General features: G+C 70.0%; 20 protein-coding genes. 10 read left to right on the plus strand and 10 right to left on the minus strand.

Features of this window, described 5'->3' with window-relative positions; all coding sequences use genetic code 11:
• Positions 1 to 11: 11 nt before the first annotated feature.
• From A37U_RS53705 to A37U_RS0117540, 3 genes are all read right to left on the minus strand, one after another.
• Positions 12 to 152: a hypothetical protein gene (locus A37U_RS53705; protein ID WP_020497964.1), complete on the minus strand. Its 141-nt coding sequence runs from the start codon at positions 150 to 152 to the stop codon at positions 12 to 14.
• 96 nt (positions 153 to 248) lie between these two features.
• The gene (locus A37U_RS0117535; protein ID WP_026197311.1) at positions 249 to 1229 is read right to left on the minus strand and encodes a methyltransferase; all 981 of its coding nucleotides are present in this window, start codon (positions 1227 to 1229) and stop codon (positions 249 to 251) included.
• Positions 1230 to 1267: 38 nt separating this feature from the next.
• Complete coding sequence (locus A37U_RS0117540; RefSeq protein ID WP_020497966.1) at positions 1268 to 2236, minus strand: aldo/keto reductase; 969 nt, start codon at positions 2234 to 2236, stop codon at positions 1268 to 1270.
• A gap of 72 nt (positions 2237 to 2308) precedes the next feature.
• Here A37U_RS0117540 and A37U_RS0117545 point away from each other — a divergent pair, with 72 nt between their 5' ends.
• Complete coding sequence (locus tag A37U_RS0117545) at positions 2309 to 3028, plus strand: SDR family NAD(P)-dependent oxidoreductase (protein WP_020497967.1); 720 nt, start codon at positions 2309 to 2311, stop codon at positions 3026 to 3028.
• Here the strand turns inward: A37U_RS0117545 and A37U_RS0117550 are convergent.
• Positions 3025 to 4380: an amidohydrolase gene (locus tag A37U_RS0117550; RefSeq protein WP_020497968.1), complete on the minus strand. Its 1356-nt coding sequence runs from the start codon at positions 4378 to 4380 to the stop codon at positions 3025 to 3027. The genes A37U_RS0117545 and A37U_RS0117550 overlap by 4 nt on opposite strands.
• A gap of 89 nt (positions 4381 to 4469) precedes the next feature.
• Between A37U_RS0117550 and A37U_RS0117555 the strand changes: the two genes are divergently transcribed.
• From A37U_RS0117555 to A37U_RS0117585, 7 genes are all read left to right on the plus strand, one after another.
• Positions 4470 to 5579, plus strand: coding sequence for a zinc-binding dehydrogenase (locus A37U_RS0117555; protein WP_020497969.1), 1110 nt, complete (start codon positions 4470 to 4472; stop codon positions 5577 to 5579).
• A gap of 26 nt (positions 5580 to 5605) precedes the next feature.
• Complete coding sequence (locus A37U_RS0117560) at positions 5606 to 6565, plus strand: aldo/keto reductase (RefSeq protein WP_020497970.1); 960 nt, start codon at positions 5606 to 5608, stop codon at positions 6563 to 6565.
• A gap of 2 nt (positions 6566 to 6567) precedes the next feature.
• On the plus strand, positions 6568 to 7524 hold the full coding sequence (locus A37U_RS0117565; protein ID WP_040588079.1) for an alpha/beta hydrolase: 957 nt from the start codon (positions 6568 to 6570) through the stop codon (positions 7522 to 7524).
• Positions 7521 to 8498, plus strand: coding sequence for an alpha/beta hydrolase (locus tag A37U_RS0117570; RefSeq protein ID WP_020497972.1), 978 nt, complete (start codon positions 7521 to 7523; stop codon positions 8496 to 8498). The genes A37U_RS0117565 and A37U_RS0117570 overlap by 4 nt, the downstream gene beginning before the upstream one ends.
• 114 nt (positions 8499 to 8612) lie before the next feature.
• Positions 8613 to 10046, plus strand: a complete 1434-nt coding sequence (locus tag A37U_RS0117575; protein ID WP_020497973.1) for an aldehyde dehydrogenase family protein — start codon at positions 8613 to 8615, stop codon at positions 10044 to 10046.
• A 27-nt stretch (positions 10047 to 10073) separates the two neighbouring features.
• Entirely contained in the window at positions 10074 to 10874 is an 801-nt protein-coding gene (locus A37U_RS0117580; protein ID WP_020497974.1) for a MoaF C-terminal domain-containing protein, read from the plus strand.
• Between the two features lie 19 nt (positions 10875 to 10893).
• Positions 10894 to 12378: a GMC family oxidoreductase gene (locus A37U_RS0117585; protein ID WP_020497975.1), complete on the plus strand. Its 1485-nt coding sequence runs from the start codon at positions 10894 to 10896 to the stop codon at positions 12376 to 12378.
• A 285-nt stretch (positions 12379 to 12663) separates the two neighbouring features.
• On the opposite strand, the gene A37U_RS0117595 is transcribed toward A37U_RS0117585, so the two are convergent.
• Complete coding sequence (locus A37U_RS0117595) at positions 12664 to 13611, minus strand: zinc-binding dehydrogenase (RefSeq protein WP_020497977.1); 948 nt, start codon at positions 13609 to 13611, stop codon at positions 12664 to 12666.
• Between the two features lie 237 nt (positions 13612 to 13848).
• Positions 13849 to 15555: an amidohydrolase gene (locus A37U_RS0117600; RefSeq protein ID WP_020497978.1), complete on the minus strand. Its 1707-nt coding sequence runs from the start codon at positions 15553 to 15555 to the stop codon at positions 13849 to 13851.
• A 180-nt stretch (positions 15556 to 15735) separates the two neighbouring features.
• On the opposite strand from A37U_RS0117600, the gene A37U_RS44135 reads away from it, so the two are divergent.
• On the plus strand, positions 15736 to 17007 hold the full coding sequence (locus tag A37U_RS44135) for an MFS transporter (protein ID WP_020497979.1): 1272 nt from the start codon (positions 15736 to 15738) through the stop codon (positions 17005 to 17007).
• Between the two features lie 238 nt (positions 17008 to 17245).
• On the opposite strand, the gene A37U_RS0117610 is transcribed toward A37U_RS44135, so the two are convergent.
• Genes A37U_RS0117610 through A37U_RS0117620 form a run of 3 tightly spaced genes read right to left on the minus strand, consistent with a single transcriptional unit; the run spans position 17246 to position 20269 of the window.
• Complete coding sequence (locus A37U_RS0117610) at positions 17246 to 18067, minus strand: SDR family NAD(P)-dependent oxidoreductase (protein ID WP_020497980.1); 822 nt, start codon at positions 18065 to 18067, stop codon at positions 17246 to 17248.
• Complete coding sequence (locus tag A37U_RS0117615) at positions 18064 to 18813, minus strand: SDR family NAD(P)-dependent oxidoreductase (protein ID WP_020497981.1); 750 nt, start codon at positions 18811 to 18813, stop codon at positions 18064 to 18066. The genes A37U_RS0117610 and A37U_RS0117615 overlap by 4 nt, the downstream gene beginning before the upstream one ends.
• Positions 18800 to 20269, minus strand: a complete 1470-nt coding sequence (locus A37U_RS0117620; protein ID WP_020497982.1) for an APC family permease — start codon at positions 20267 to 20269, stop codon at positions 18800 to 18802. The genes A37U_RS0117615 and A37U_RS0117620 overlap by 14 nt, the downstream gene beginning before the upstream one ends.
• A gap of 224 nt (positions 20270 to 20493) precedes the next feature.
• Here A37U_RS0117620 and A37U_RS0117625 point away from each other — a divergent pair, with 224 nt between their 5' ends.
• Entirely contained in the window at positions 20494 to 21450 is a 957-nt protein-coding gene (locus tag A37U_RS0117625) for an AraC-like ligand-binding domain-containing protein (RefSeq protein WP_020497983.1), read from the plus strand.
• A 15-nt stretch (positions 21451 to 21465) separates the two neighbouring features.
• Here the strand turns inward: A37U_RS0117625 and A37U_RS0117630 are convergent, their stop codons facing one another.
• Positions 21466 to 22470, minus strand: coding sequence for a methyltransferase (locus tag A37U_RS0117630; protein WP_020497984.1), 1005 nt, complete (start codon positions 22468 to 22470; stop codon positions 21466 to 21468).
• Positions 22471 to 22514: the final 44 nt, after the last annotated feature.

Consider the following 22514-nt stretch of genomic DNA (forward strand, 5'->3'; position numbering starts at 1 on the left):
TCGGCCGGATCTCAGGACGTCACATCCTGGAAGACCCCGACCTTGAGCCCATTGCCCTGCGAGCCGCCGGAGATGGCGCCGACATTCGTGCACGCGGCGAGCAGCAGCCCGGTGCCGAGCACGGCGAGCACGGTCTTCCGGATTCGGCGCATGGATCCTTCTCTCCGACTCGACAGATTATTCTACATCTGGCGACTAACATTTCAAGTACCTGGCTACCCCCAGGGAACCGTTGTGCCCCTTGGTGATCAGACCGCTTCGGCGAGTACCGCACGCGGGCTTCCGGGCAGGGCGAGCACGGAATGCCTCCGCCAGCCGGTCTCCTCCAGCCACTGCGCGACCACGCTCTCCGGGTAGACCACGGTGCCGTCGATGACCAGATACTCCCCCGCGTGCAGCGCATCCACCGGACGTTGACGCTCGTCCTCGTCGAGGAAGAAGTCGAGCAACACGAGACGGGCACCGGGACGGGCCGCGCCTCGCGCGGCGGCCAGGATCGCCCGGTTCCGCTCCGCGTCGAAGCGGTGCACGACGTGGTTGAGCAGGACGAGGTCGTGTTCCCCACCGGGCCGCGCCGTCTCGGTCGCGGCTGGTTCGACGCGCGCCCGGCCGGTGAGCCCGGCCTGCTCGAGTGCCGTGCCGAGTTCCGCGGTGAATTCCTCGGCGAACACCAGTCGCGCCGACAGGGCGGGATTGGCCCGCAACGCCGCGATGGTGAAGGACGGGGACAGCCCACCGAAGTCGAGAAGTTCGCGATACGGCCGGAAATCGAAACACTCGGCCAGCACCCGCGCGTGCAGCGCGTTGTACCGCATCACCCCGGACAGAAACGCCGCCGAGCGATCCTCGTCCATCGCCAGCGGCACCGGTTGCCCGGTATCGACCGTGGTGTCGAAGCCGGACCAGTGCCCATAACTGATCTCGGCCAGGAAATTCAGGAAAGGATGCAGATCCGTTTCCGCCTTCCCGGAAAGGAATTCCGCGGCGTCCGCGGCGAGCCGGTACCGCCCGGCATCCCGGTCCAGCAGTCCGAGGCCGTTCATGCTGTCGGCGAGGACGCGTACCACGTTCTCCTTCTTGCCGGTGGCCTCGGCGAGTTCGGCCACGGTGTGCGGACCATCGTCGAGCGCGCGGAACAAGCCGATCCGCGCGGCCGCGAACAGCTGCCGTGCACCCATGTATCCGGTGGCGATGTCCACGATTCGTTCCGGGGTAGCAGGTGTTGCCATTTCTCCTCCATCGGTTTCCGGTGTTTGAAAGACTCCGTTCACCAGGTCCCGTCGGACGCGATGTGCCGGTCGAGCCACAGCGGCTCGGCATACCGGCGCAGCCGTTGCGCCCCGAGCCGGTCGAGCAGCGCCAGGGCACCGAGGTTGTCCGTGAACTGGGCCATGCTCGACATGCCGAGCAGCACGTTCGCGGTGGCCGGATTGGCCAGGCAGAACGCGATCGCCAGCTGGGCGGGTGAGCAGTCCAGTTCCCCGGCGAGCGTGCGCAACCGGTCCGCGGTCGCGGCGATGCGGTACCGGATGCCACCGATGTCCGCGCCGATCTTGCGGGCGGGCCGGAGATTGCCGAGCAGCATTCCGCCCTCGAACACATCGGAGGCCTGCAGCGCCAACTCGCCGGAAGCGAAGAGTGGGGCGTAGTACCGCCCTTCGGCCAGGGCACGGCGTACCGGTCCGTACTTCAGCTGAGCGAACACCGGCGGTACGAGGCCGTGTTCGCGCGCCAGATCGAGCGCGGTCCGCAGATCGCGGTAGCGCCAGTTGTTCACTCCCCAGTGCGTGAACCGGCCCGCCTCGATCTGTTCGGTCACGTCCTCGAGCACCCGACGCACGGGCAGCTCGCCGAGATAGTCGCCGAGCACGACCGCGTCGGCGTACTCGGTGCCCACCCGCCGCAGTGCGGTGCGCAGTTGTCCGGCGAACCCGGTCGCCGGATAGTCCCAGAGCCACAGTTTCCCGCAGTAGAACCAATCCTGCCTGGCAAGCCCGGCAGCACGGATAGCCCGTCCGGCGATGAGGTCGGTGCGTGAATTCTCCGCGTGCGGCCCCATGTCGTAGTGCGCGATATCGAAGAACGCGCAACCGGATTCCGCGGCACGGGTGACGAGAGCAACCGCGTCCGAGAAATCCATGCGGTCCCAGGTGTTCCACGAACCGAGGGCGAGCACCGGCACTTCCGGACCGCCGGGTCCAAGGGGTTTGCGCGCGACGATGGGCACAACGATCACGGTCCCTTCGTTTATTATCTACGCTTGTATACTATAAACTCCTTGCGCTGTCACGGCCGAAAGGAAACTCGGATGCGATCGGTTCTCATCACCGGAGGGGCGGGCGGTATCGGCAGGGGGATCGCCGGAGCGTTCACGCGGGCAGGCGATGCCGTGGTGCTCGCCGACCGGGACACGGACGCACTCGCCGAGGCGGCCCGCCTTCCCGGAGTGCGCACGGTGCCGCTGGAGATCACCGATCCGGAATCGGTCACCGCGGCACTGGACACCATCGGCCCGATCGAGGTGCTGGTGAACAATGCCGGCCTGCTGACGGTGCACGGAAGACTGCTCGAACTGTCCGCCGCCGATCTGGAGGCCGTGCTGCGGGTCAATGTCCTCGGCACCTTCCGGATGACCCAGCAGGTGGCCGCCCGGATGGTCGCCGCTGGGATCGCAGGCCGCATCGTCAACATCTCCTCGATCGGGGCGCGGCAACCGACTCCGGGCATGGGCGGGTACGAGAGCAGCAAGGCCGCCGTCGACGCACTCACCCGCTGGGCGGCGATCGAACTGGCCGAGCACGGCATCCTGGTCAACGCGGTCGCCCCGGGACCGGTGCTCACCGAATCCCTGGCCGCGGCCATGCCCGAGGGATCGGCGCAGCGGATCGCCTGGCAGCGGCGCATTCCGCTCGGCGGACTCGCCCCGGTCGATCAGGTCGCGGCCGCCGTGTTGTTCCTCGCCGGCCCCGACGCTGCGCACATCACCGGCACGAGCCTTCCGGTGGACGGCGGCCAGCTGCTCGGCTAGCCGCGCCGGTACACGATCCGGCCGCCGAGCACGGTCAGGTCCACCTCGACCTCCGGCAGCCCGGCGGCGGGCACGGTGAACGGGTCCTGGGCGAGCACGCACAGGTCCGCGGCCATGCCCGGCAACAGGGTGCCTTTCCACCCGGCCGCCCCGTCCAGGCGCGCCGGTTCCACCGTGTAGCAGCGCAGCAACCGGGCCATCCGCCGCCGCGGATCCTCCGTGGGACCGAGCAGTTCGTCGGCCGCGGCGAGCTGGACGCGCCAGTCCGGGGAGAGCACCGGGGCATCCGAACTGAGGCAGAGCCGGACACCTTCGCGCAGCGCGGCGCCGAGCGGCCACGCCGAGCGCGCCACCTCGGTGCCGAGCACGGACTCCACACCCGCCCGGGTGTGCAGCGCGAGGCCCGGCTGCATGGCGAGCCCGACCCCGAGTGCGGCCATCCGGCGCAGCTGCGCGGGCTCGGCGAGGTCCCCGTGCACGATGTGGTGGCCGAACTCGCCGGTGCGCCGGAGGCTGGCCCGTTCGATCGCGTCGAGCACCACCTGCACCCCGCGATCCCCCGTCGCATGCACACCGATCTGCTGTCCCGCCAGATGCGCCGCCTCGATCATCGCACCGAGATCCTGTTCCCGGGCCGCGTCATCGGTTCCGTCGACGAGCAGCGTGCCGTGCCCTCCCATCAGATAGCGGTGCCGCGTATAGGCCGAGCGGGTCTGCGGGATTCCGTCGGCGAAGATCTTCACCCCACCGAAGCGCAACCCGCACTGATCCGCCCCGTCCGGCATCCCGGCCAGCCCGGCGAGAAACCCCGGTAGTCCACTCGGACCGTCGAGCTCGCCGTACAGCGAGAGGATGTTCACCCGCGCGCGCAGCAGTCCCTGGGCCGCGAGCGTCCGGTACTGTTCGACGACCGAATCACCGAAGGCACCGCTCGGTCCGTCGTTCTCACCCGGACCAAGGCCCGGTTCGGTGTAGCTGGTGATGCCGAGCGCGGAGAGCAGTTCCCCGGCCCGCAGGATCGCCGCACGCCGTTGCGCACCGTTGCGCAGCGGCCGGCACGGCGCCGATCCGGGCCCGAGCACCGTTTCCGGCCACAGCGCGCCGAGCCAGGTCGCGTGCAGGTGCGCGTCGTTGATCCCGGGAAGCACCGCGCGCCCGTGCAGTTCGAACACTTCGGTGTGCCGGCCCGCGAGGGAAAGCACCTCCGGCTCCGCACCGACCGCGGCCACCCGGCCCGCGCACACCGCGATCGCACTCCCTCCTGCGCCACCCAGGGTGTGCACCACACCCCCGCGCAGGATCAGGTCGGCCGGGTTTTCCGGACGGGCAAGGGAAAAGGACTCTTCGTGCACGGGCACTCCTCGGGTCCGCTCATGCTCGACAGATTTATGTCAACGTATGTAGACTAACCTGACTTGCCCTCCGCTCCGAAGGAGTACCGATGGGTGTGCCCACCACGACCCGCGCGGCGGTGCTCACCGCGCACGGCGAACCCCTGGAGATCACCGAGCTCCCGCTACCGGCATCCGTGGAACCGGGGGCCGCACTGGTACGCATCACGAACGCGACGCTGTGCGGCACGGATGTCGAGCTCTGGTCGGGAAAGATGACGTTCCCCGGCATGCTGCCCATGGTGCTCGGCCACGAGATGACCGGTGAGGTCATCGCCACCGGACCGGGTACCACCGACGCGCTCGGCCGGGAGGTCCGTCCTGGCTCTCGCATCGGCTGGTCGGAGTCCACCTGCGGGCAGTGCCACGGTTGCCGGGTGCTGCGCGAGCCGGTCACCTGCGCCGAGCGCGGCTACGGATTCCGGCAGCGCGCCGATAGGCCGCCGTACGCCACCGCAGGACTGTGCGAATACGCCTATGTCGTCCCGAAAGCGGCAAAGCTCCTGCTCCCCCAAGGGTTTCCGGACAGTTGGGCGGCCATGGCGGGCTGCACGGCGAAGACCGTGCTGCGCGCCTTCTCCCGGGCGGGCGGCGTCCCGCCGGGTGCGCGGGTCGCCGTCCTCGGCTCCGGGGCGCTCGGCCTGTTCGCCACCGCGGTCGCCAGGATCGTGGGAGCGGGCCACATCCTGGTCGTGGACACCACATCGCACCGGCTCGAACTGGCCAGGGAGTTCGGCGCGGACGCCACAGTGCTCGCGGACTCCGAGGAGGTCCCCGCCCGGGTGCGTGAGTTGACCTCGGATGCCGGGGCGGATCTCGTGTTCGACTTCGCGGGCGCGCCCGCGATCGGCGCGCAGGCGGTGGAGATGGCAGCGATCCGCGGGCGGGTGGTGATCGTCGGCAGCACCGGACCGGATCCCTCGGCGCTCCCGCTCGGCACGGTGATGGGCAAGGAGCTTGCCCTGTTCGGTTCGCTCAACGGGGACATCGCCGACTACCACGCGGCGATCGAATTCTTCGAGGCCTTCGCCGACCGGATGCCCTGGCACAAGCTGCTCGGGACTCCGGTCGGTCTCACCGGTGCCACCGCGCACCTGGACGCGATGCGCAGGCGTGCGGAGATCAAGGCGGTCATCGAACCACATCTGGACCGTGAATAGCCTGTCACACAAGGGAAAGGAACGGTATGGACAGGATCGTCCCACACCGCGAGCTCGGCCGGACCGGACTCGAGCTGCCCTCGATCGCGCTCGGTTCCTGGCACATCTACGACCGGATGGATTTCGCCGACGCCGTCGCGATGCTGCGGTACGCCCTGCACCGTGGGGTCACGATGTTCGACATCGGCGTCTACGGTGCTCCGGGGAGCACGCCTACCCATACGGATGTGCTCTGGGGCTCGATCATGCGCGCCATCGGCGTTCCCCGGAAGGACTACCTGGTCTCGGCGAAGCTGTGGATCGAGGGCTTCGGCGAGCACGGATTCCGTCCGCAGCTGGAGAATCTCTTCCTGCGCACCGGAATCGAGCACGCCGATCTGGTCGTGCTCGGTGATCTGCGCCGCACGGATGTGTCGCTGGAGGAGCTTCTCACGGATCTCGACGGCCTGCGGCGCGCCGGGTTGATCCATGTCTGGGGCGTGAACAACTGGTCGGCCGACGCGATCGGTGCCCTGCAGCGGATCGCCGCGGACCGCGACCTCGAACCACCCCGGTTCGCCCAGCTGAAGTACAGCGCCGCGCGCCGCAGCATCCCGGACGGGAAACCGTTCGCCGAACTGTTCGGCCCCGGATTCGCCCTCGAGGCCTCCGATGTGTTCGAGGGCGGGATTCTCGCCGGGAACACCGAACCCGGGCGCGCGATCGGCCGGGATCCCGGTGGGATCCGGGAGACGATCCGCGGTTGCCTGCCCCGGTTCACCTCGCTCGCCGCAGAACTGGGCGCCACTCCGGCCCAGCTCTGCGTGGCGTTCAGCCTCACCCATCCCGCCACGACCACCACCCTGCTCGGCGCGAGCAGCCTGACCCAGCTGCGGGACGACCTCGGTGCGTTCGCCCTTCTCGACCGGATCGGTGCCACGGAGCTGCGGGCGCTGGTCGAGCCGTTCTGGGCCGATCGCGGCATCGTCGATCCGGAAGGACCGTGATCATGCTTCAGCCCGTGCCTTTCGATCCCGCGGTGGCGGCCGCGCTTTCCACCCTCCCGGAGACCGAGCCCACCGCCTACACGGCCGCGAAACTGCCCGAACTGCGCGCGGCGATGGCAGCGCAGTTCGCACCCGTTCCGGCGGTGATCGGCGACCGGCCGGTGGACCACACCGAACACATCGTCCCCGGACCGGCGAAGCTGGCGGTGACCGTGTTCTCCCCGCGCGGTTCCCGGGAACCGGCCGGCTGCCTGTACAACATCCACGGCGGAGGCATGATGCTCGGCAACCGGGACATGGACACCCCTCGTCTCGTGGCATTGGTACTCGAACTCGGTGTGGTCGCGGTGAACATCGAGTACCGGCTCGCTCCCGAACATCCCGATCCGGTCCCGGTCGAGGACTGTTATGCCGGTCTGCTGTGGACGGTCGAGAACGGGGCCCGGCTCGGCCTCGATCCGGATCGGGTCGTGGTCATGGGAGGCAGCGCCGGCGGTGGCCTTGCCGCCGGAGTGGCCCTGCTCGCCAGGGATCGCGGCGGGCCGCGCCTGGCCGGGCAACTGCTGCTGTGCCCGATGATCGACGACACCGATACGAGCGTGGCGAGCAGGCAGTACGCCGGGCTCGGACCGTGGCCGCGGGAGGTCAACCGCGCGGGCTGGGCACAGCTGCTCGGCGAACGGGCCGGGACGGATGCGGTGAGTCAGTACGCCGCGCCGAGCAGGGCGACCGAGTTCGGCGGACTCCCGCCCGCATTCATCGAGGTGGGCAGCGCTGAAGGGTTCCGGGACGAGGATGTGGAGTACGCGAGCCGGATCTGGGCGGCGGGCGGACGGGCCGAACTACACGTGTGGAGCGGTGGCTGCCACGGCTTCGATCTGTACGCACCGGATGCCGAGCTCACCCGCATCGCACTCACCGCACGGGCATCCTGGCTGCAGCGGGTGCTCGGGTCATGAGTGCCCCGCCGCGGCCGGTCCCCTACGACCCGCAGCTTCTCGCCGGGCTCGCCGCATTCCGCGAACTCGTGGAACCGTTCCCGCTGCGGGCCGATACGATCCTGGCCTCTCGCGCCCATTTCGCGAAGGTCATGCCGTCCCTGGACGCTGCCATCGAGGGGCTTCCGGTACGCGCCGAACAGCACCGCGCGCCCGGCCCACCGGGTGCCCCCGAGGTCGCGCTGACCGTGCTGCGTCCCAGGGATCCGGTACACGGCGCGCCGGGGATCCTCGGCATCCACGGCGGCGGGCTCGTGCTCGGCGACCGGTTCTTCGGCGCGGGCGAACTCGCCGCGCGGGTGGTGCAGTTCGGCGCCGTGGCGGTCAGCGTCGAATACCGCCTCGCCCCGGAACATCCCGCCCCCGCGGCGGCCGAGGACTGTTATGCCGCACTCGTCTGGTTCGCCCGGCACGCCGCGGAATTCGGTGTGGCCCCGGAACGGATCCTGGTCAGCGGCGCGAGCGCGGGTGGTGGACTGGCCGCCGCGGTCGTCCTGATGGCCCGGGACCGCGGCGGCCCGGCGCTGGCCGGTCAGCTGCTCGACTGCCCGATGCTCGACGACCGCAACGAGACGGTGTCCAGCAGGCAGTTCGCCGGGATCGGTGTCTGGGACCGGTATGCGAACGCGGCGGCCTGGACCGCGGCCCTCGGTGCGCGGCGCGGCACCGAGTCCGTTCCGGCCTATGCCGCACCCGCACGGGCGGCCGAGCTCGCCGGGCTGCCGCCTGCCTTCCTCACCGTCGGCTCGGCGGAGGTGTTCCGCGATGAGACGGTGCGGTACGCGTCCCGGATCTGGGCGGCGGGCGGACGGGCCGAACTGCACGTGTGGAGCGGCGGCTATCACGAGTTCGCCGGGACCACACCGGAGGCCGAGGTGTCCCGCTCGGCGGTCGCGGCGCGGGACTCCTGGTTGCACCGCGTGTTCGCCCGCTGACTGCCGTTCCCCCATCGTCAATCGGTATTCCCTGGTAGCCAAGACGCGGCGCCCGCCAACCGCGCAAACTCGTCGGCGACCTCGACAGGCCACGGAGATTCACGGGAGTGTGCGATGACGACATCGCTGTACATCGACGGTGCATGGGTACCCGGTCACGGGGAGCCGTTCGCGACCGTGGATCCGGCCACCGAGGACCCGATCACCGAGGTGACCTGCGCGGACGGTACCGATGTGGACGCCGCGGTGGACGCGGCCCGGCGCGCGCTGCGGTCTCCGGCCTGGGCCGGGCTCGCCGCGCCGGAACGGGCGCGGCTGCTGTTCCGGCTCGCCGAACTGGTCGAGGAGAACGCCGAGGAACTGGCTCGCCTCGAATCACGTGATCAGGGCCAGCCGCTGGACATCGCCCGCCAGGTCAGCGTGGCGAACACGGCCGAGCACTTCCGCTACTACGCGGGCTGGGTCACCAAACTCGAAGGTTCGGTGCTCCCGGTCTCCTATCCGGACACGCTGCACTACACCCGCCGCGAACCGGTCGGCGTGTGCGGGCTGATCACCCCGTGGAATTTCCCGATGATGATCGCCTCCTGGAAGCTGGCCCCGGCACTGGCCACCAGCAACACGGTGATCCTCAAACCGGCCGAGCAGACCCCGCTCACCTCGATCCGGCTGGTCGAGCTCGCCGAGCGGGCCGGTTTCCCACCCGGCGTGGTCAACCTGCTCACCGGGGACGGCAAGATCGGCAGGGCGCTCGTCGAGCACCCGCGGGTGGACAAGATCTCGTTCACCGGCTCCACCGCGGTCGGCCGGGAGATCGTCGCGGGCAGCGCGGGAAACCTGAAGCGGGTCACCCTCGAGCTCGGCGGCAAGGCACCGAGCATCATCGCCCGGGACGCGGACATCGACGCCGCCGTGGCAGGCAATGTGCAGGGCGCGCTGCTCAACAGCGGCCAGGTGTGCGCCGCCTACTCACGCTTCTATGTGGACCGGGCCCGCGCGGACGAGTTCGTGGACAAGCTCGCCGCGGCGGTGCGGGCGATTCCGGCCGGACCCGGCGAGGGCTCCGGGCTCGGTCCGCTCGTCTCGGCCGCGCATCTCGGCAAGGTGGAGCAGATGGTCGCGACGGGGATCGAGGAACGCGCGGAACTGGTCACGGGCGGGGAACGGGCCGGTGAGCGCGGCTACTACTACCGGCCGACCGTGTTCTCCGGGGTGACAGACCGGATGAGCATCGCGCGGGACGAGATCTTCGGCCCGGTACTTCCGGTGCTCACCTACGACGGCGAGGATGAGCTCGCCGCGCTCGCCGAGCGTGCCAACGACACCGACTACGGCCTCGCCGCCGCGGTATGGACCTCGGACCTGCGGGCCGCGCACCGGCTCGCCGCGGACATCCGCGCGGGCGCGGTGTTCGTGAACATGCCGCCGATCCCCGATCCGGTCGCGCCGTGGGGCGGGTTCAAGGCCAGCGGCTGGGGCCGGGAGATGGGCAGTCACGCGCTCGACACCTACACCGAGGTGAAGGGCGTCTGGATCCACCACGGCTGAAATCCCCGGGAACCGTAAGGAGAACGAATGACATCGGCTGATATCGAGAACACCGAGACCTGGCTGCCGCTGGACGGCCTCGAGCCCGGTTTCTCCGCCAACCGTGCGCCGCACAGCCGTGATCTGGACGGCAGGAAGATCACGGTACGCCTCGAGGACGGCACCGCGATCCGGCATGAGTTCGGGCCGGACACCGTCGACTGGGCGATCGGCGAGGAGAACGGATCGGATGAGTACGAGGCCTTCGAGGTCGACTCCGGGCTGTACTTCGTGCAGTTCCTGCACCGGCACGATCCGCGGCAGGCGGTCTCCCTGGTGCTCGACCTGACCGGTGGGCACGCGCTGGCCGTGCTCGGCGTGATCGGCGAACCGGAAAGGAGGCCGACCGTGGTGTCCCAGCGGTTCGACGTGGGCACCATCGAGGGCTGCACCGTGACGGGTGCCGCGCCCGCGCCGACCGCCGAACTGCTCGGCAGGCGGATGCTGTGGCAGTACAGCCCGACCCACCGCTACGAGCACGTCTACCTCACCGAGCACTGGTACACCTTCCACTGCCTTTCCGGGCCGGAGCAGGGGCTCGCCGATACCGATGCCTGCACCTATTACCGGATCCGGCCGGGCATCTTCGTGTTCGCCTGGCGGGAAAAGGTGGTGCCGTGTGCCGCGGTGACCATCGCCGACCACCGGAATTTCGGTCCGGGTGGCGCCCGCTCGCACGGGGCATTGTTCGGGCTGCACGAGGACGGCAAGCAGATCGTGCACTTCACTTTCGGCGCCTATGGCCGATTGCTGAGCACGACCGTGTACCCGGACACGGTGGGCGACTGAGTTCCCGGATGGCGCAGTCATGACCGCGGGTGTGGACGTCATCGTGGTCGGAGCCGGCTCGGCGGGTTCGGTGCTGACCCGGCGGTTCGTGGACGCAGGACGCACGGTGCAGCTCCTCGAGGCGGGCGGCCCCGACGGCAGCGAGGCGATCCACGATCCGGCGCGGATGCTGGAACTCTGGCACGGTCCCCATGACTGGGACTACCGCACGGTCCCCCAGCCGGCGGCGGCCGGACGGCAGCTGCACCTTCCACGGGGCAAGGTGTTCGGCGGTTCGCACGCGCTGAACGCCATGATCTGGGTGCGCGGAGCGCCCGCCGATTTCCGGCACTGGGCGGCACTGACCGACCAGCGCTGGTCCTGGGAACGGGTCCGGGAGCTCTACCGCGGCATCGAGGGCGGCATGCTGGACGTGGTGCCGAACGTCCCGCTGCATCCGGTGCAGGAGGCCATCATCGAGGCCGCGGTCGGCTGCGGGCATCCGTACAACCCGGACTACAACGGCGAATCCCTGGACGGGGTCTCGGTCCAGCAGGTGACCATCCGCGAGGGCAGGCGGCTCACCAGCTGGCAGGCCTATGCCGAACCGGTGCTCGACCGCCCGGGCCTGACCGCGTACTCCGATGCCCGGGTGCATCGCCTGCGGCACAACGGAAACCGGATCACCGGCGTGGACTACGAGCGCGCCGGCCGGATGGTGACGGCCGAGGCGGATCTGGTGGTGCTCGCCGCGGGCGCGCTCGACTCGCCGCGCATTCTGCAGCGCAGCGGGATCGGTCCGGGACGGTGGCTGCGTTCCCTCGGCATCGAGGTGCTCGCGGATCTGCCGGGTGTCGGCGAGAACCTGCACGATCATCTGCTGTGCCCGGTGCTGTTCGGCGCGGAAGGACGCCCCGTCGAGCCGCCGCGCCAGGGCCGCTCGATCACCCAGACGCATCTGTTCGCCAAGACCCGAGCCGATCTCGACGCGCCGGACATGCAGCCCATTCACTTCAGTGTGCCGATGTACCTGCCCGGGATGACCGGTCCGGAGCACGGTTTCTCGCTGATGGCCGGGCTGATCGCCCCGCGCAGCAGGGGAAGCGTGCGGATCGCGGGCCCCGAGCCCGATGCCGAGCCGCTGATCGATCTCGGCGCCCTCGCCGAACCCGAGGACCTGGAGGTGCTCGCCACCTCGGTGCGCCAGTGCCGCGAGATCGGTGCCGCCATGGCCGCCGAATGGGGCGCCCGCGAGCTGTATCCCGGTCCCGCGATCTCCGGGACCGCCGCGGTGCGCGAGTACGTCCGGAGCACCGCGGTGACCTACCACCATCAGGTCGGCACCTGCGCGATGGGCCGGGACGCGATGTCGGTCGTGGGGCCGGATCTGCGCGTGCACGGGGTCGATGGCCTCGCCGTCGCCGATGCCTCGGTCATGCCGAGGGTGCCGAGCGGGAACACGAACGCGCCCGCGGTGCTCATCGGCGAGCAGGCGGGCGCGTTCCTCACCGCCGGCCACGACTAGCCGTCGGCCGCACCCGCGGCATCGCCGGGTACCCGTGAGACTTGCCGCATCGCCCAGGCAGTGTCCGTTACCAGCCGATTCCGTGGTCGGCAGCAAGCACGCTGTACCGGCCGGTATCGGGCTCGAGCCACTGGACGGTGTCGCGTGCCAGACCGCTGAGCGGGACGCCGCCGTCGGCGGTGTGCTCGGGCCATCGGATGCGCAGGACCGTACTGACCAGGCGATGATCGCTGCGTCGGAGGCGACGCCGGCCGGCCGGACCGGGTGCGCGGAGGCCCGCGCCGGTCATACGGTGAGTACCGATTTGCCGATGACGGCCCGGTCGCCGATCTCGGCGTGCGCGTCGGCGGCGCGGTCCAGCGGGACGCGTTGCCCGATCACCGGGCGCACCAGCCCACGGGTGAGCAGATCGAGTCCCGCGCGGATGTGACGGTGCACGGTGCCGGAGGCGATCTGGGCTTCGACGCCGACGACGGTGATCCCGCGATCGGCGGCCGTCGGGCCGAACTCACCAGCGGCGGCGCCGTATGCGTGGAATGTCCCGCCGTCCCGGGTCAGCCTGAACGCGGCCCGTCCGATCGCACCGCCCGCACCGTCGAAGACCACGTCGAAAGGCCCACCGGCAAGGTCGGCCCAGTCGTCGCGGCGGTAGTCGACCGCGACGTCGGCGCCCAACGCGGCGACAGCGGCACGCTTGTGCGGTCCACCGGCCGTACCGGCCACCTGCGCACCGGCAGCCTTGGCGAGCGGGACGAACCAGTGGCCGAGGCTTCCCGCCGCAGCGGTGACGAGAACACGGCTGTCAGCACCGAGAGGTGAGCGTTCCAGCCGGTCGAGCGCGAGCACCCCGTCGTGCAGTGCGGCCGTCGCGACTGCACCGTCGAGGCATTCGGGTATGTCGATCGCCTCCGGCGCGTCGATCACCACCAGTTCGGCGTAGGCCCCGGCGTCGCCGGTCCGCGCGACGACCCGCGTCCCGATCCGCTCGGCGTCCACGCCTTCGCCGACGGCCCGGATCCTCCCCGCCACACCGGTGCCGGGCACCCACGGCGGCCGCATCGGGAAGAACTCCTGCCCCCACCCGGCCCGCAGCTGGGTGTCGATGAACAACACCTCGGCGAACTCCACTTCCACCAGAACCTGTCCGTCCGCAACGACCGGGTCCGGCACCACCCGTTTCGCCAGCACTTCCGGCCCGCCGAACTCACTGATCTCCACAACGTGCACAGCCATCCTCCTCCGTCTCGGTCTGACCCGACGCTACGACCTCAACAATGCTTGAGGTCAACCGGAGAATTCCGTCCGGTGGCACCCGGCCATCAGGGCGGCGGCAGTCGGCTGATCGGTGGAGGTCGTTCAGTGCCGGTGAAGATCCGGTGGTAGACCCCTCGGCGGTCAGGGCGCGGGACCCGCGAAACCGTCCGTGCCGGTGCCCCGGTATCCGGGCCCAGCACGCTGGGACCGGCGCGGTCAGGCCTCGTACACGATCTCGCCGTCGAGCACCGTCATCCGGACCGGAACCTCCGGCAGCTCGTGCGGATCCACCGCGAGCGGATCGGCGCCGAGCACACACAGATCGGCGACCTTGCCCACCTCGAGTGAGCCTTTCCAGTCCTCGGCATGATCCTGCCAGGCTCCGCCGAGGGTGTAGCAGCGGATCGCCTCGAGCACCCCGATCCGGTGTTCGGCGCCGATGACCTTCCCGCTCGCCTTCGACTCGCGCAGCACCGCGGCGGCGATCCCGGCGCGCCAGTCCGGTGCGGTGACGGGGGCGTCGGAACTGAACGCCAGCGGCACCCCGGCGTCCAGTACCCCGCGCATGGCGTGCTGGCGTGCCGTGCGCTCCTCGCCGATCACCTCGCTGAGCAGTTCGCCGAGCGCGGACTGGATCGCGGGCTGTGGGTTGAGCCCGATCCGGTTGCGGGCCATGGTCGCGATCGTCCCCGGGCTGAGCAGATCGCCGTGGATGACATAGTGCCGCGGATCGGGTTCGCCGGTGCGCGCGGCCGCGACATAGGCGGCGACCACCGCGTCCACCGCACGGTCCCCGGTCGCGTGCGTGCCGACCTGATATCCGGCCTCGTGCGCGGCGGCGATCATGGCAGCGAGTTCGGTCTCGCGCGCCGCCTCGCTGTCCCCGCCGACCACCAGCGAGCCGTACGCGTCCGGGCGGCACTCGTACGGCTCGGACATCCACGCGGTGCGGCTCGGCGGGATCCCGTCGGCGAAGATCTTCACCCCGCCGATACGCAGCCGGGCCGGGTCGATCCCTTGCGGGGGCCGAAATTCGCGCAGCCCGTCCTCGATGTCCCGCGCGGTGGCCGCCTTGTCCGGGTCCCCGAACAACAGCAGCACGTTGACCCTGGCGCGCAGTTCACCGCTGCGCGCGAACTCCGCGTACACCTCGATCCCCTCCTGGTGGAAGGCGCCGCCGAGCTGCCCGTCCCCGCCGGGTCCGAGCGCCGGATCGGTGAAACTGGTGATGCCCAGGGGGGTGAGCACATCCAGGGTGGTGCGCAGCGCGGTGCGCCGCTGTTCCCGGTCGGCCGATGGCAGGTGCGCGTGCACGAGAGCCTGGGCGCCGAACTCGCGCAGCAGCCCGGTCGGTTCCCCGGTCACCGGATCCTTGACCACCTCGCTGCCCGGCGGCGGCACGGTGTCCGCATCGATCCCGGCGGCCCGCAACGCCGTGCTGTTGAGCCAGGATGAGTGCCCGTAGGTTTCCTCGAGCACCACCGGGTGCGCGGTGGTCGCCGCGTCCAGATCGGCGCGGTCCGGCGACCGGGACGGATCGGCCTGGCACTCCGCGAGGAACGCGGCATCCCAGCCGGTTCCCCGGATCCAGGTGCCCTCGGGCAGTTCGCTCGCCCGTTCCCGCACGGCCGCGGTCACCTCGGCGATGGAGCGCACCCGCGGAAAACCGACGTCGACCACGACCGGTGGCCGGTTCAGTCCGACCCCGAAGGCGTGCAGGTGCGAATCGTTGATGCCGGGAAGAACCGCTCCCCCGTCGAGTTCCACGACCCGCGTCCCCGGCCCACACAGTTCCCGCACCTCGGCCTCGGTGCCGACCGCGGCTATCCGCCCCTCCACGACCGCGAGTGCCTCGGTGACGCGGTCACGACCGTCGACGGTGATGACGCTGCCACCGAGGAAGACCAGATCTGCGTGCGGCATGCCGGAAAACTCCTTCCACCGGGTGCTGGACACGACCAGCTCAGCAGACCGGCGTGGCCCGCGCGAGTGCCGATGCGTCCACTGGCAACCCCTGTGCGGCCACGGACAAGACCGCCACTGCCCGGCACGCCTACCGTTCCGATTGCCCGGCCAGGAGCAAGGCTTGGAAAGCAGGAGACAGTGCGCGACGAAGCGATCGAACAAGGCGTTCAGCGGATCCCGGAAACCGCCCAGGAACCGGAGGCACGCGGGCTCGGGTTCTCGATCATCTACGCCCTGGCCAGCCTCGGGGTGTACACCGCCATGCTCACCCCGGCCACGGTGAGCCTTTCGCTGCGGATCAGCCGACTGGCCCCGCAGGACCCAGCGGGCGGGCTCGCGGTCATCGCCTCGGTCGGCGGGGTGTGCGCGCTGATCGGCAACCCGCTGTTCGGCAGGCTCAGCGACCGCTGCCGGTCCCGGTTCGGCAGGCGCCGCCCGTTCATCCTCGGCGGACTGGTGATCGCGGTGCCCTCGGTGCTGTTGCTCGGCCTCGCGCCGAATCTGCTTGTCGCCGGGATCGCCTGGTGTATCGCGCAATTGGCCATCGCGGGTGCGCTCGCCTCGACCACCGCGGTGCTCGTGGACCAGGTCCCGATGCGCCAGCGCGCGCGGATGTCCGGGCTGGTGCAGATCAGCATCTACATCGCCATCCTGCTCGGCACCTTCCTGGTGCGCCTCACCCCGACCGATCCGGTGCTGATGTTCCTGATCCCCGCCTGCCTCGCGGTGCTGCTCACCGTGCCGCTGCTGGTGGTGCTGCGCGATCCGGTGCTCACCCGAGCCGCGACGCCCGAACGTTCCCGGATCACCTCGATCTGGGTCTCTCCGCGCAAACACCCCGACTTCGGCTGGGCCTGGATTTCCCGGCTCCTCGTCTACATGGGCGCCTATGTGGTGACCACCTTCCTGACACTGATGGTCATCGACCGGCTCGGCCTGGACGCCGCCGAGGCCGCACAGGTCGTGTTCCTCGCCAACCTCGTCTACACCGGCGGCGTCGTGGTCAGTGCCCTGATCTCCGGGGTGTTCGCCGACCGGTTGCGCCGCTACAAGCCGTTCGTGCTCTGCTCGGCGGTCGTGTTCGGGATCGGGGTGCTGGTGCTGGCGTTCACCGATTCCCTCGCCGCGGTGCTCATCGGCATGCTCATCGGCGGGCTCGGCATGGGGACCTATGCCTCCGTCGACCTCGCCCTGCTCACCGGAGTGCTTCCGGAGAGCGGCAATGACGAGGCCAAGGACATGGGTCTGTTCCAGGTCGCGATCGCGCTCGCCAACTCCGTGGTCCCCGCGCTCGGTCCGGCGTTCCTGGCCATCGGCGGCGGGGGCAACTTCACCGCGCTGTTCATCGCGAGCACGGTGTTCGCGGTGTGCGGGGCGCTGCTGATCCTTCCGGTCCGCAAGGTGCGCTGAGCTCAGCGGCTCGGCGGCTCCTCATGACCAGCAGGGCGGCGTGCGCGGACCCGCCCGGCGGAATCAGCTCGGAAGAGCACCTGCCGATCCGGTTCCATTCCGGGAATCCGGCCATGGCCTCCCGCATTCCGAGGACGAACCTCCGGGCACTCGGCGGCTTCGCCCTCCGGAACCGGCTGCCATGCGGTGGAGCAGAACAGCCGGTTCTCCTGTTGCGGAAATTCGGAACGGCGAGGACTCAGGGGTTTTTCCGCTCCAGCGCGGTACCGATGGGCACGGTCGGCAGATCCACCGCATGTCCCCCGCCATCGGCCACCAGCACCGAGCCGGTGATGAACGAGGCCTCCGGGGAGGCGAGGAATCGGCAGACCGCGGCGATCTCCTCCGGCTCGGCCGCGCGGCGCAGCGGCAGATCCGCGGTCACCGCGGAATATCCCTGTTCGGCATCGGAAAACCCGGCCAGTTCGGCGAATTCGGCCATCTCGCCATCGGCCATCGGGGTGCGTACCCAGCCGGGACAGACCGCGTTCACCCGAACTCCCTTCGGGCCGTAGTCGCGCGCGAGCGAGCGGGTCAGCCCGAGCAGGGCGTGCTTGCCGACGGTGTACCCGGCGACCTCGGGGCCTGCGAAGAGTCCGGCGACCGAGGAGACGAGCACGACGGATCCCTTGACGCGCACCAGTTCGGGCAGTGCGGCGCGGCAGATGACGAAGGCACTGTCCAGGTTGCCCGCCAGGGCCGCGCGCCACTGCTCGTCGGTGGTCTCGCCGACCGCGCCGACACCGTGCGTTCCCGCGCAGTGCACCAGCACATCCAGCCGGCCGAATTCCTCGCGCACCTGCGCCACGAGCGCCCGCGCGTCCGCGTCCACCGCGCAGTCGCCAGCGATCGCCCGTGCCCCCGTGCGTCCGGCGACCTCTTCGAGGGGCTCGGGGCGGCGCCCGGTCACCACCACGGTGGCGCCCTCCTCGGCGAGCCGGGCCGCGGTCGCCGCACCTATTCCCGTTCCCGCACCGGTGACCAGCGCTACCTTGTCCGCGAACACATGTGCTCCCTTCACGCGGGGAAACTGGACTGGGCAAGATACCCGAAATCGGCGACCAGGTTCACCCCGGACAGGTTCGCGGCCGCCGGGCTCGCGAGGTAGCGCACGTGCGCGGCGACCTGTTCCGGGCGCTGCACGGGAAACGCCGAGCCGTCGAACACCTGGTCGCCGAGGTCCCCGCGGGCCAGCGGAGTGTCCACTATGGAGGGACACACGGAGCTGACCCGGATGCCGTCCGCGCGCAGGTCCACGGCCAGTGCCCTGGTCAGCTGGGCGAGCGCACCCTTCGCCGCACAATAAGGCACCATCCCGGGCGCGGCCACGAAGGCGGAGTCGGAGCCGAGGAACACGATCGCGGGTGCCTCGGCGGTGCGCAGCCACGGCAGGGCGTGCTTCACGAGCAGGAACTGCCCGGTCACATTCACCGCGAACACCGATTCCCAGTCGTCCAGCCCGATCTCGGCGATATCGCCGCCGAACGGCCCGGAGATTCCGGCGCAACCGATCACCGCATCGATCCCACCGAGTCTCCCGGCCAGCTCGGCGATGGCGGTACGCATCTCGGGCTCGGAGCGCACATCGGCCCGTGCCCAGGCGTGGCCCGCGGCTGACGGAAGCACCCGGGACACCCCGGAATCACGGTCGAGCAGGCCGAGAACCGCTCCCGCCTCGGCGAAAGCGAGCGCGCACGCCCTGCCGATCCCGGAAGCGGCACCGGTCACGAGCACCCGCCTGCCCCGCTCGGGCTCATCCCCGGACATCGAGCTCCTTTCGCGGTGTTTCCTCGGTGTGCTCGAGTTCCCGGTATTCGGTTTTCCGGAACCGGCGCATCCACCACGCCCTGGCCAGCCCGGCCGCCAGGGCGAACAGCAGCAGCCAGGGCAGCTGCGCGATCACCGGGGAATCGGATCCGGCCAGTTCACCGAAGTTCACGACCGCCAGTACCGTCACTGCGAGCAGCCCGAGGCCGCCGAGCACCGGGGCGAGCAGGGTCTTCCACGACCGGCGGTCGTGGCGGCGCCGGAAGAACACCACGATCGCGATCGCGGCCATGGCCTGCAGCACGATGATGCCCAGTGTGCCGATACCGGTCATGCTCGCGGTTAGGTCGGCGACCGGATCGAGCCCGGCGATCGCGTAGCAGGCGGCGACCGCGGTGGCGAAACCGATCTGCACCGCGCTGGCCACCGCGGGCGCCCCGGTCCGGGGCACGGTGCGCCCCAGCGCCTTCGGCAGCACCGCGGCCCTGCCGAGCGCGAACAGGTACCTGCTCGCCGAATTGTGCAGCGCGAGCAGCGCCGCGAACAGGCTCACCACGAGCAGCAGCATCATCGCGTCGGTGAGCACCGGCCCGATCTCCCGGATCGCGATCGACTGCACGAAATCGCCCGCCGCGAGGTGCGCACCGGCGACCGCGCCCGCCCGGCCCGCGCCGACGGCACTGATCAGGCACCAGCTGGTGAACGCGGCGAACAGGCCGATCAGCGCCACCGCGGTATAGGTGGCCCGCGGAATGGTGCGGGCCGGATTCCGCGCTTCCTCGCTGAACAGACCGGTCGCCTCGAAACCGACGAAGGCGTTGAAGGCGAACAGCAGGCCGAGCCCGACCGAACCGGAAAGCATCACCGAGGGCGCGAAGATCTCCAGGCTCAGGCCGTCCCGCAGCAGGATCGCGACATCGAGCACGAGCAGGATCCCCACTTCGAGGACCAGCGAGGCCCCGAGAAGTTTCGCGCTCACATCCACCCCGCGCCTGCCGAGCAGGAAGACCGCGAGCACCGAGAGCCCGCTCCACAGTTGCCATGGGGTGTGCAGGCCGAGCACCTCACCGAACACCTTCGCGGTGAAGAACCCGCTCGTGCCGATCGCGCCCGCCACGAAACAGTTGTAGCCGAGCAGCGCCACGAACGCGGCGACCAGCCCGGGAGGGCGGCCGAGTGCCCGGGTGACGTAGGCGAAGAACCCGCCCGCACTCGTCACATGCCTGCTCATCTGGGCATAGCCGGTGCCGAACAACAACAGCACCACCGCGGCGATGAGGAACGAGACGGGCATGCCGCCACCGTTGCCGTCCGCGATACCGAGCGTGGCGATCACGATGATCCCGGTCAGCGGGGCCACGGCGGCCAGGACCAGGAACACGATCCCGGCGACGCCGAGCGCGTCACCGCGCAACCGGCCGTTCCCCGGCCCCGCGGGGGTGCTCTCGATACCCATCGCACGCTTCCTGATCCGGTCCGTGGTCGACCGCCGGACTTCGGCAGTCCGGCCAGTCTGCTCGGCGGACCGGGCAACCGACTTGTTCCTGGACGAACGGGGCTTGCCTCTGGACGTACGGGCCCGACTGTGAGTGAATTCAATACTGACCGGTGCCCCTGGGACGGCCCTAGAGTCGTGCGGAGCACCGGAGGTTTCCGTGTCGAGCAAAGGAGGTCGAGGCGATGAATGCGGATACCGCGAGTGACGGCGCCTCGGTCGAACTCGCTCACGCCGAGGATTTCGCCCAGTGGCGGCGGCTGATCTCGGAGTCCTTCGTGCCGCTCCAGGTCGAACGCGGGCCCGGACCGTTCATCGGTTCCATGCGCAGCCTTTCCCTGGACGGGGTACGAGTGAGCTCGCTGCACACCAGTGCGGGCAAGGTGCTACGCACCCAGAAGCTCGCCGCCTGCGCCGACCGCGCCTACTACAAGCTGAGCCTGCAGCTGTCCGGTTCGGCCATCCTCGTGCAGGACGGGCGGGAGGCGCTGCTGCGGCCGGGTGATTTCACCGTCTACGACAGTTCCCGGGCCTACACCATTGCCTCGGATCTCGCGTACCACTCGCTCGTGCTGATGTTCCCCAGGGACATGCTCGATCTGCCGGTGCGGCGGGTCGCCACCGTCACCGGGACCCCGATCTCCGGACAGAGCGGCCTTGGCAAGCTCGTCGGCTCCTTCCTGCACGGCATCGCGGGCAATTTCGACGCGCTGCGCGGTCCGCGGGGCACCCGGCTGGTGCACAACCTGCTGGACCTGGTGGGCACCGCGCTGGCCGAACGGCTCGACCTCGACCCGCAGGACACCCCGAGTGCGCACCGCAGCCTGGCGACCCGGGCGCGGACCTTCATCGAGTCGAACCTCGGGGACAGCACCCTTTCCCCGGACGAGGTCGCCGGGGCGCACTTCGTGTCCACCCGGCACCTGCAGAACGTGTTCCGCGAGGAGGGCACCACCATCTCCGCGTGGATCAGGGAACGACGGCTCGAACGGTGCCGTCGCGATCTCGCCGACCCGGTGTACGCGAGCAGTTCGGTGTCCTCCATCGCGGCGCGCTGGGGTTTCCCGGACGCGGCACATTTCAGCAGGGTGTTCAAGACCGCCTACGGTGAGTCCCCGAGCGAATACCGCGCCCGGCAATGAGCTTCGGCCGAGTGCCTACCGCACAGCCTCGAGCAGGCCGCAGGTGGTGCCCGGTAACGGAAGTGCCCGCTCGATGCGCAATCCGGCGCGGGTGCACAGCTCCTCGAACTCGGCGCGGGTGCGTTCCCGGCCGCCGTAGAGCATCAGCATGTTCAGGTCGGTGAGTTCGGGATCCCGTGGCGCGCCTGGTTCGGCGAGCACCTGCTCGATGATCAGCAGGCGGGCATGTTCCGGCATGGCCGCGCGGATCGTGGACAGGATCGCCACCGCCTGCTCGTCGGCCCAGTCGTGCAGGATCCACTTGAGCAGGTACCGGTCCGCTCCCCCGGGAACGGCTGCGAAGAAGTCCCCGGTGACGAAGGTGGCGCCGGGGGCGTACCGTTTCCCGTCCTCGGTCCGGTCGAACACGATGCCGCGCAGTCCGGGATGGTGGCGCAGGATCGTGGCGATCAGGGTGCCGTCCCCGCCGCCGATATCGGCCACCGTCCCGACTCCGGTGAACTCGTAGTTTTCGGCCACACACCGGGCGATCGACGCGGTCATCCGGCCCATGGCGTCGTCGTACAGTGCGGCCAGTTCCGCATCCCCGCGCAGGCACTCGAAGATCGAAGCACCGTAGGCCTCGTGGAAACCGCCTTTCCCGCCGCGCACTCCGGCCTCGAGCCGTTCCCAGGACCGCAGCGCGACCTCGTGGGCGGACAGCAGCACGATCTCGCGCCATGAGCCCGGTGCGCCCTTGCGCAGCAGCGAACCCGTCGCGGTCAGCGTGAACCGCTCCGGTTCCGGTTCGGCGAGCAGATTCAGCTCCACGAATCCGCGCAGCAGGCGCAGTAACCGCTCTGGACGCATCCGGTACTGCTCGGCAAGTGCGCCGAGGGCCACGGTGCGATTTCCGATGTCTTCGGCGATCCCGAGTTCGGCGAACACCTTCGCCAGCTGGGTGGCCTTCGCGCCACGCAACCAGTCCGCGATCGCGTTCGCCGCCACGTCTCGCTGGGGCTCATCCGGTACCCGCGCCATCGCGCCTCCTTCAGCTCACCGGTCGGGGGGATCCGATCCTGGAA

The organism is Sciscionella marina DSM 45152 (genome assembly GCF_000379465.1).
GTDB lineage: Bacteria > Actinomycetota > Actinomycetes > Mycobacteriales > Pseudonocardiaceae > Sciscionella > Sciscionella marina.

Bases quoted from the DNA above. Each gene is read 5' to 3' on its own strand.
- A37U_RS0117560 (WP_020497970.1), top strand. From the start codon at position 5,606: ATGGACAGGATCGTCCCACACCGCGAGCTCGGCCGGACCGGACTCGAG.
- A37U_RS0117595 (WP_020497977.1), bottom strand. From the start codon at position 13,611: ATGGCTGTGCACGTTGTGGAGATCAGTGAGTTCGGCGGGCCGGAAGTG.
- A37U_RS53705 (WP_020497964.1), bottom strand. From the start codon at position 152: ATGCGCCGAATCCGGAAGACCGTGCTCGCCGTGCTCGGCACCGGGCTG.
- A37U_RS0117545 (WP_020497967.1), top strand. From the start codon at position 2,309: ATGCGATCGGTTCTCATCACCGGAGGGGCGGGCGGTATCGGCAGGGGG.
- A37U_RS0117575 (WP_020497973.1), top strand. From the start codon at position 8,613: ATGACGACATCGCTGTACATCGACGGTGCATGGGTACCCGGTCACGGG.
- A37U_RS0117570 (WP_020497972.1), top strand. From the start codon at position 7,521: ATGAGTGCCCCGCCGCGGCCGGTCCCCTACGACCCGCAGCTTCTCGCC.
- A37U_RS0117565 (WP_040588079.1), top strand. From the start codon at position 6,568: ATGCTTCAGCCCGTGCCTTTCGATCCCGCGGTGGCGGCCGCGCTTTCC.
- A37U_RS0117555 (WP_020497969.1), top strand. From the start codon at position 4,470: ATGGGTGTGCCCACCACGACCCGCGCGGCGGTGCTCACCGCGCACGGC.
- A37U_RS0117580 (WP_020497974.1), top strand. From the start codon at position 10,074: ATGACATCGGCTGATATCGAGAACACCGAGACCTGGCTGCCGCTGGAC.
- A37U_RS0117625 (WP_020497983.1), top strand. From the start codon at position 20,494: ATGAATGCGGATACCGCGAGTGACGGCGCCTCGGTCGAACTCGCTCAC.
- A37U_RS0117585 (WP_020497975.1), top strand. From the start codon at position 10,894: ATGACCGCGGGTGTGGACGTCATCGTGGTCGGAGCCGGCTCGGCGGGT.
- A37U_RS0117630 (WP_020497984.1), bottom strand. From the start codon at position 22,470: ATGGCGCGGGTACCGGATGAGCCCCAGCGAGACGTGGCGGCGAACGCG.
- A37U_RS0117620 (WP_020497982.1), bottom strand. From the start codon at position 20,269: ATGGGTATCGAGAGCACCCCCGCGGGGCCGGGGAACGGCCGGTTGCGC.
- A37U_RS0117535 (WP_026197311.1), bottom strand. From the start codon at position 1,229: ATGGCAACACCTGCTACCCCGGAACGAATCGTGGACATCGCCACCGGA.
- A37U_RS0117600 (WP_020497978.1), bottom strand. From the start codon at position 15,555: ATGCCGCACGCAGATCTGGTCTTCCTCGGTGGCAGCGTCATCACCGTC.
- A37U_RS0117615 (WP_020497981.1), bottom strand. From the start codon at position 18,813: ATGTCCGGGGATGAGCCCGAGCGGGGCAGGCGGGTGCTCGTGACCGGT.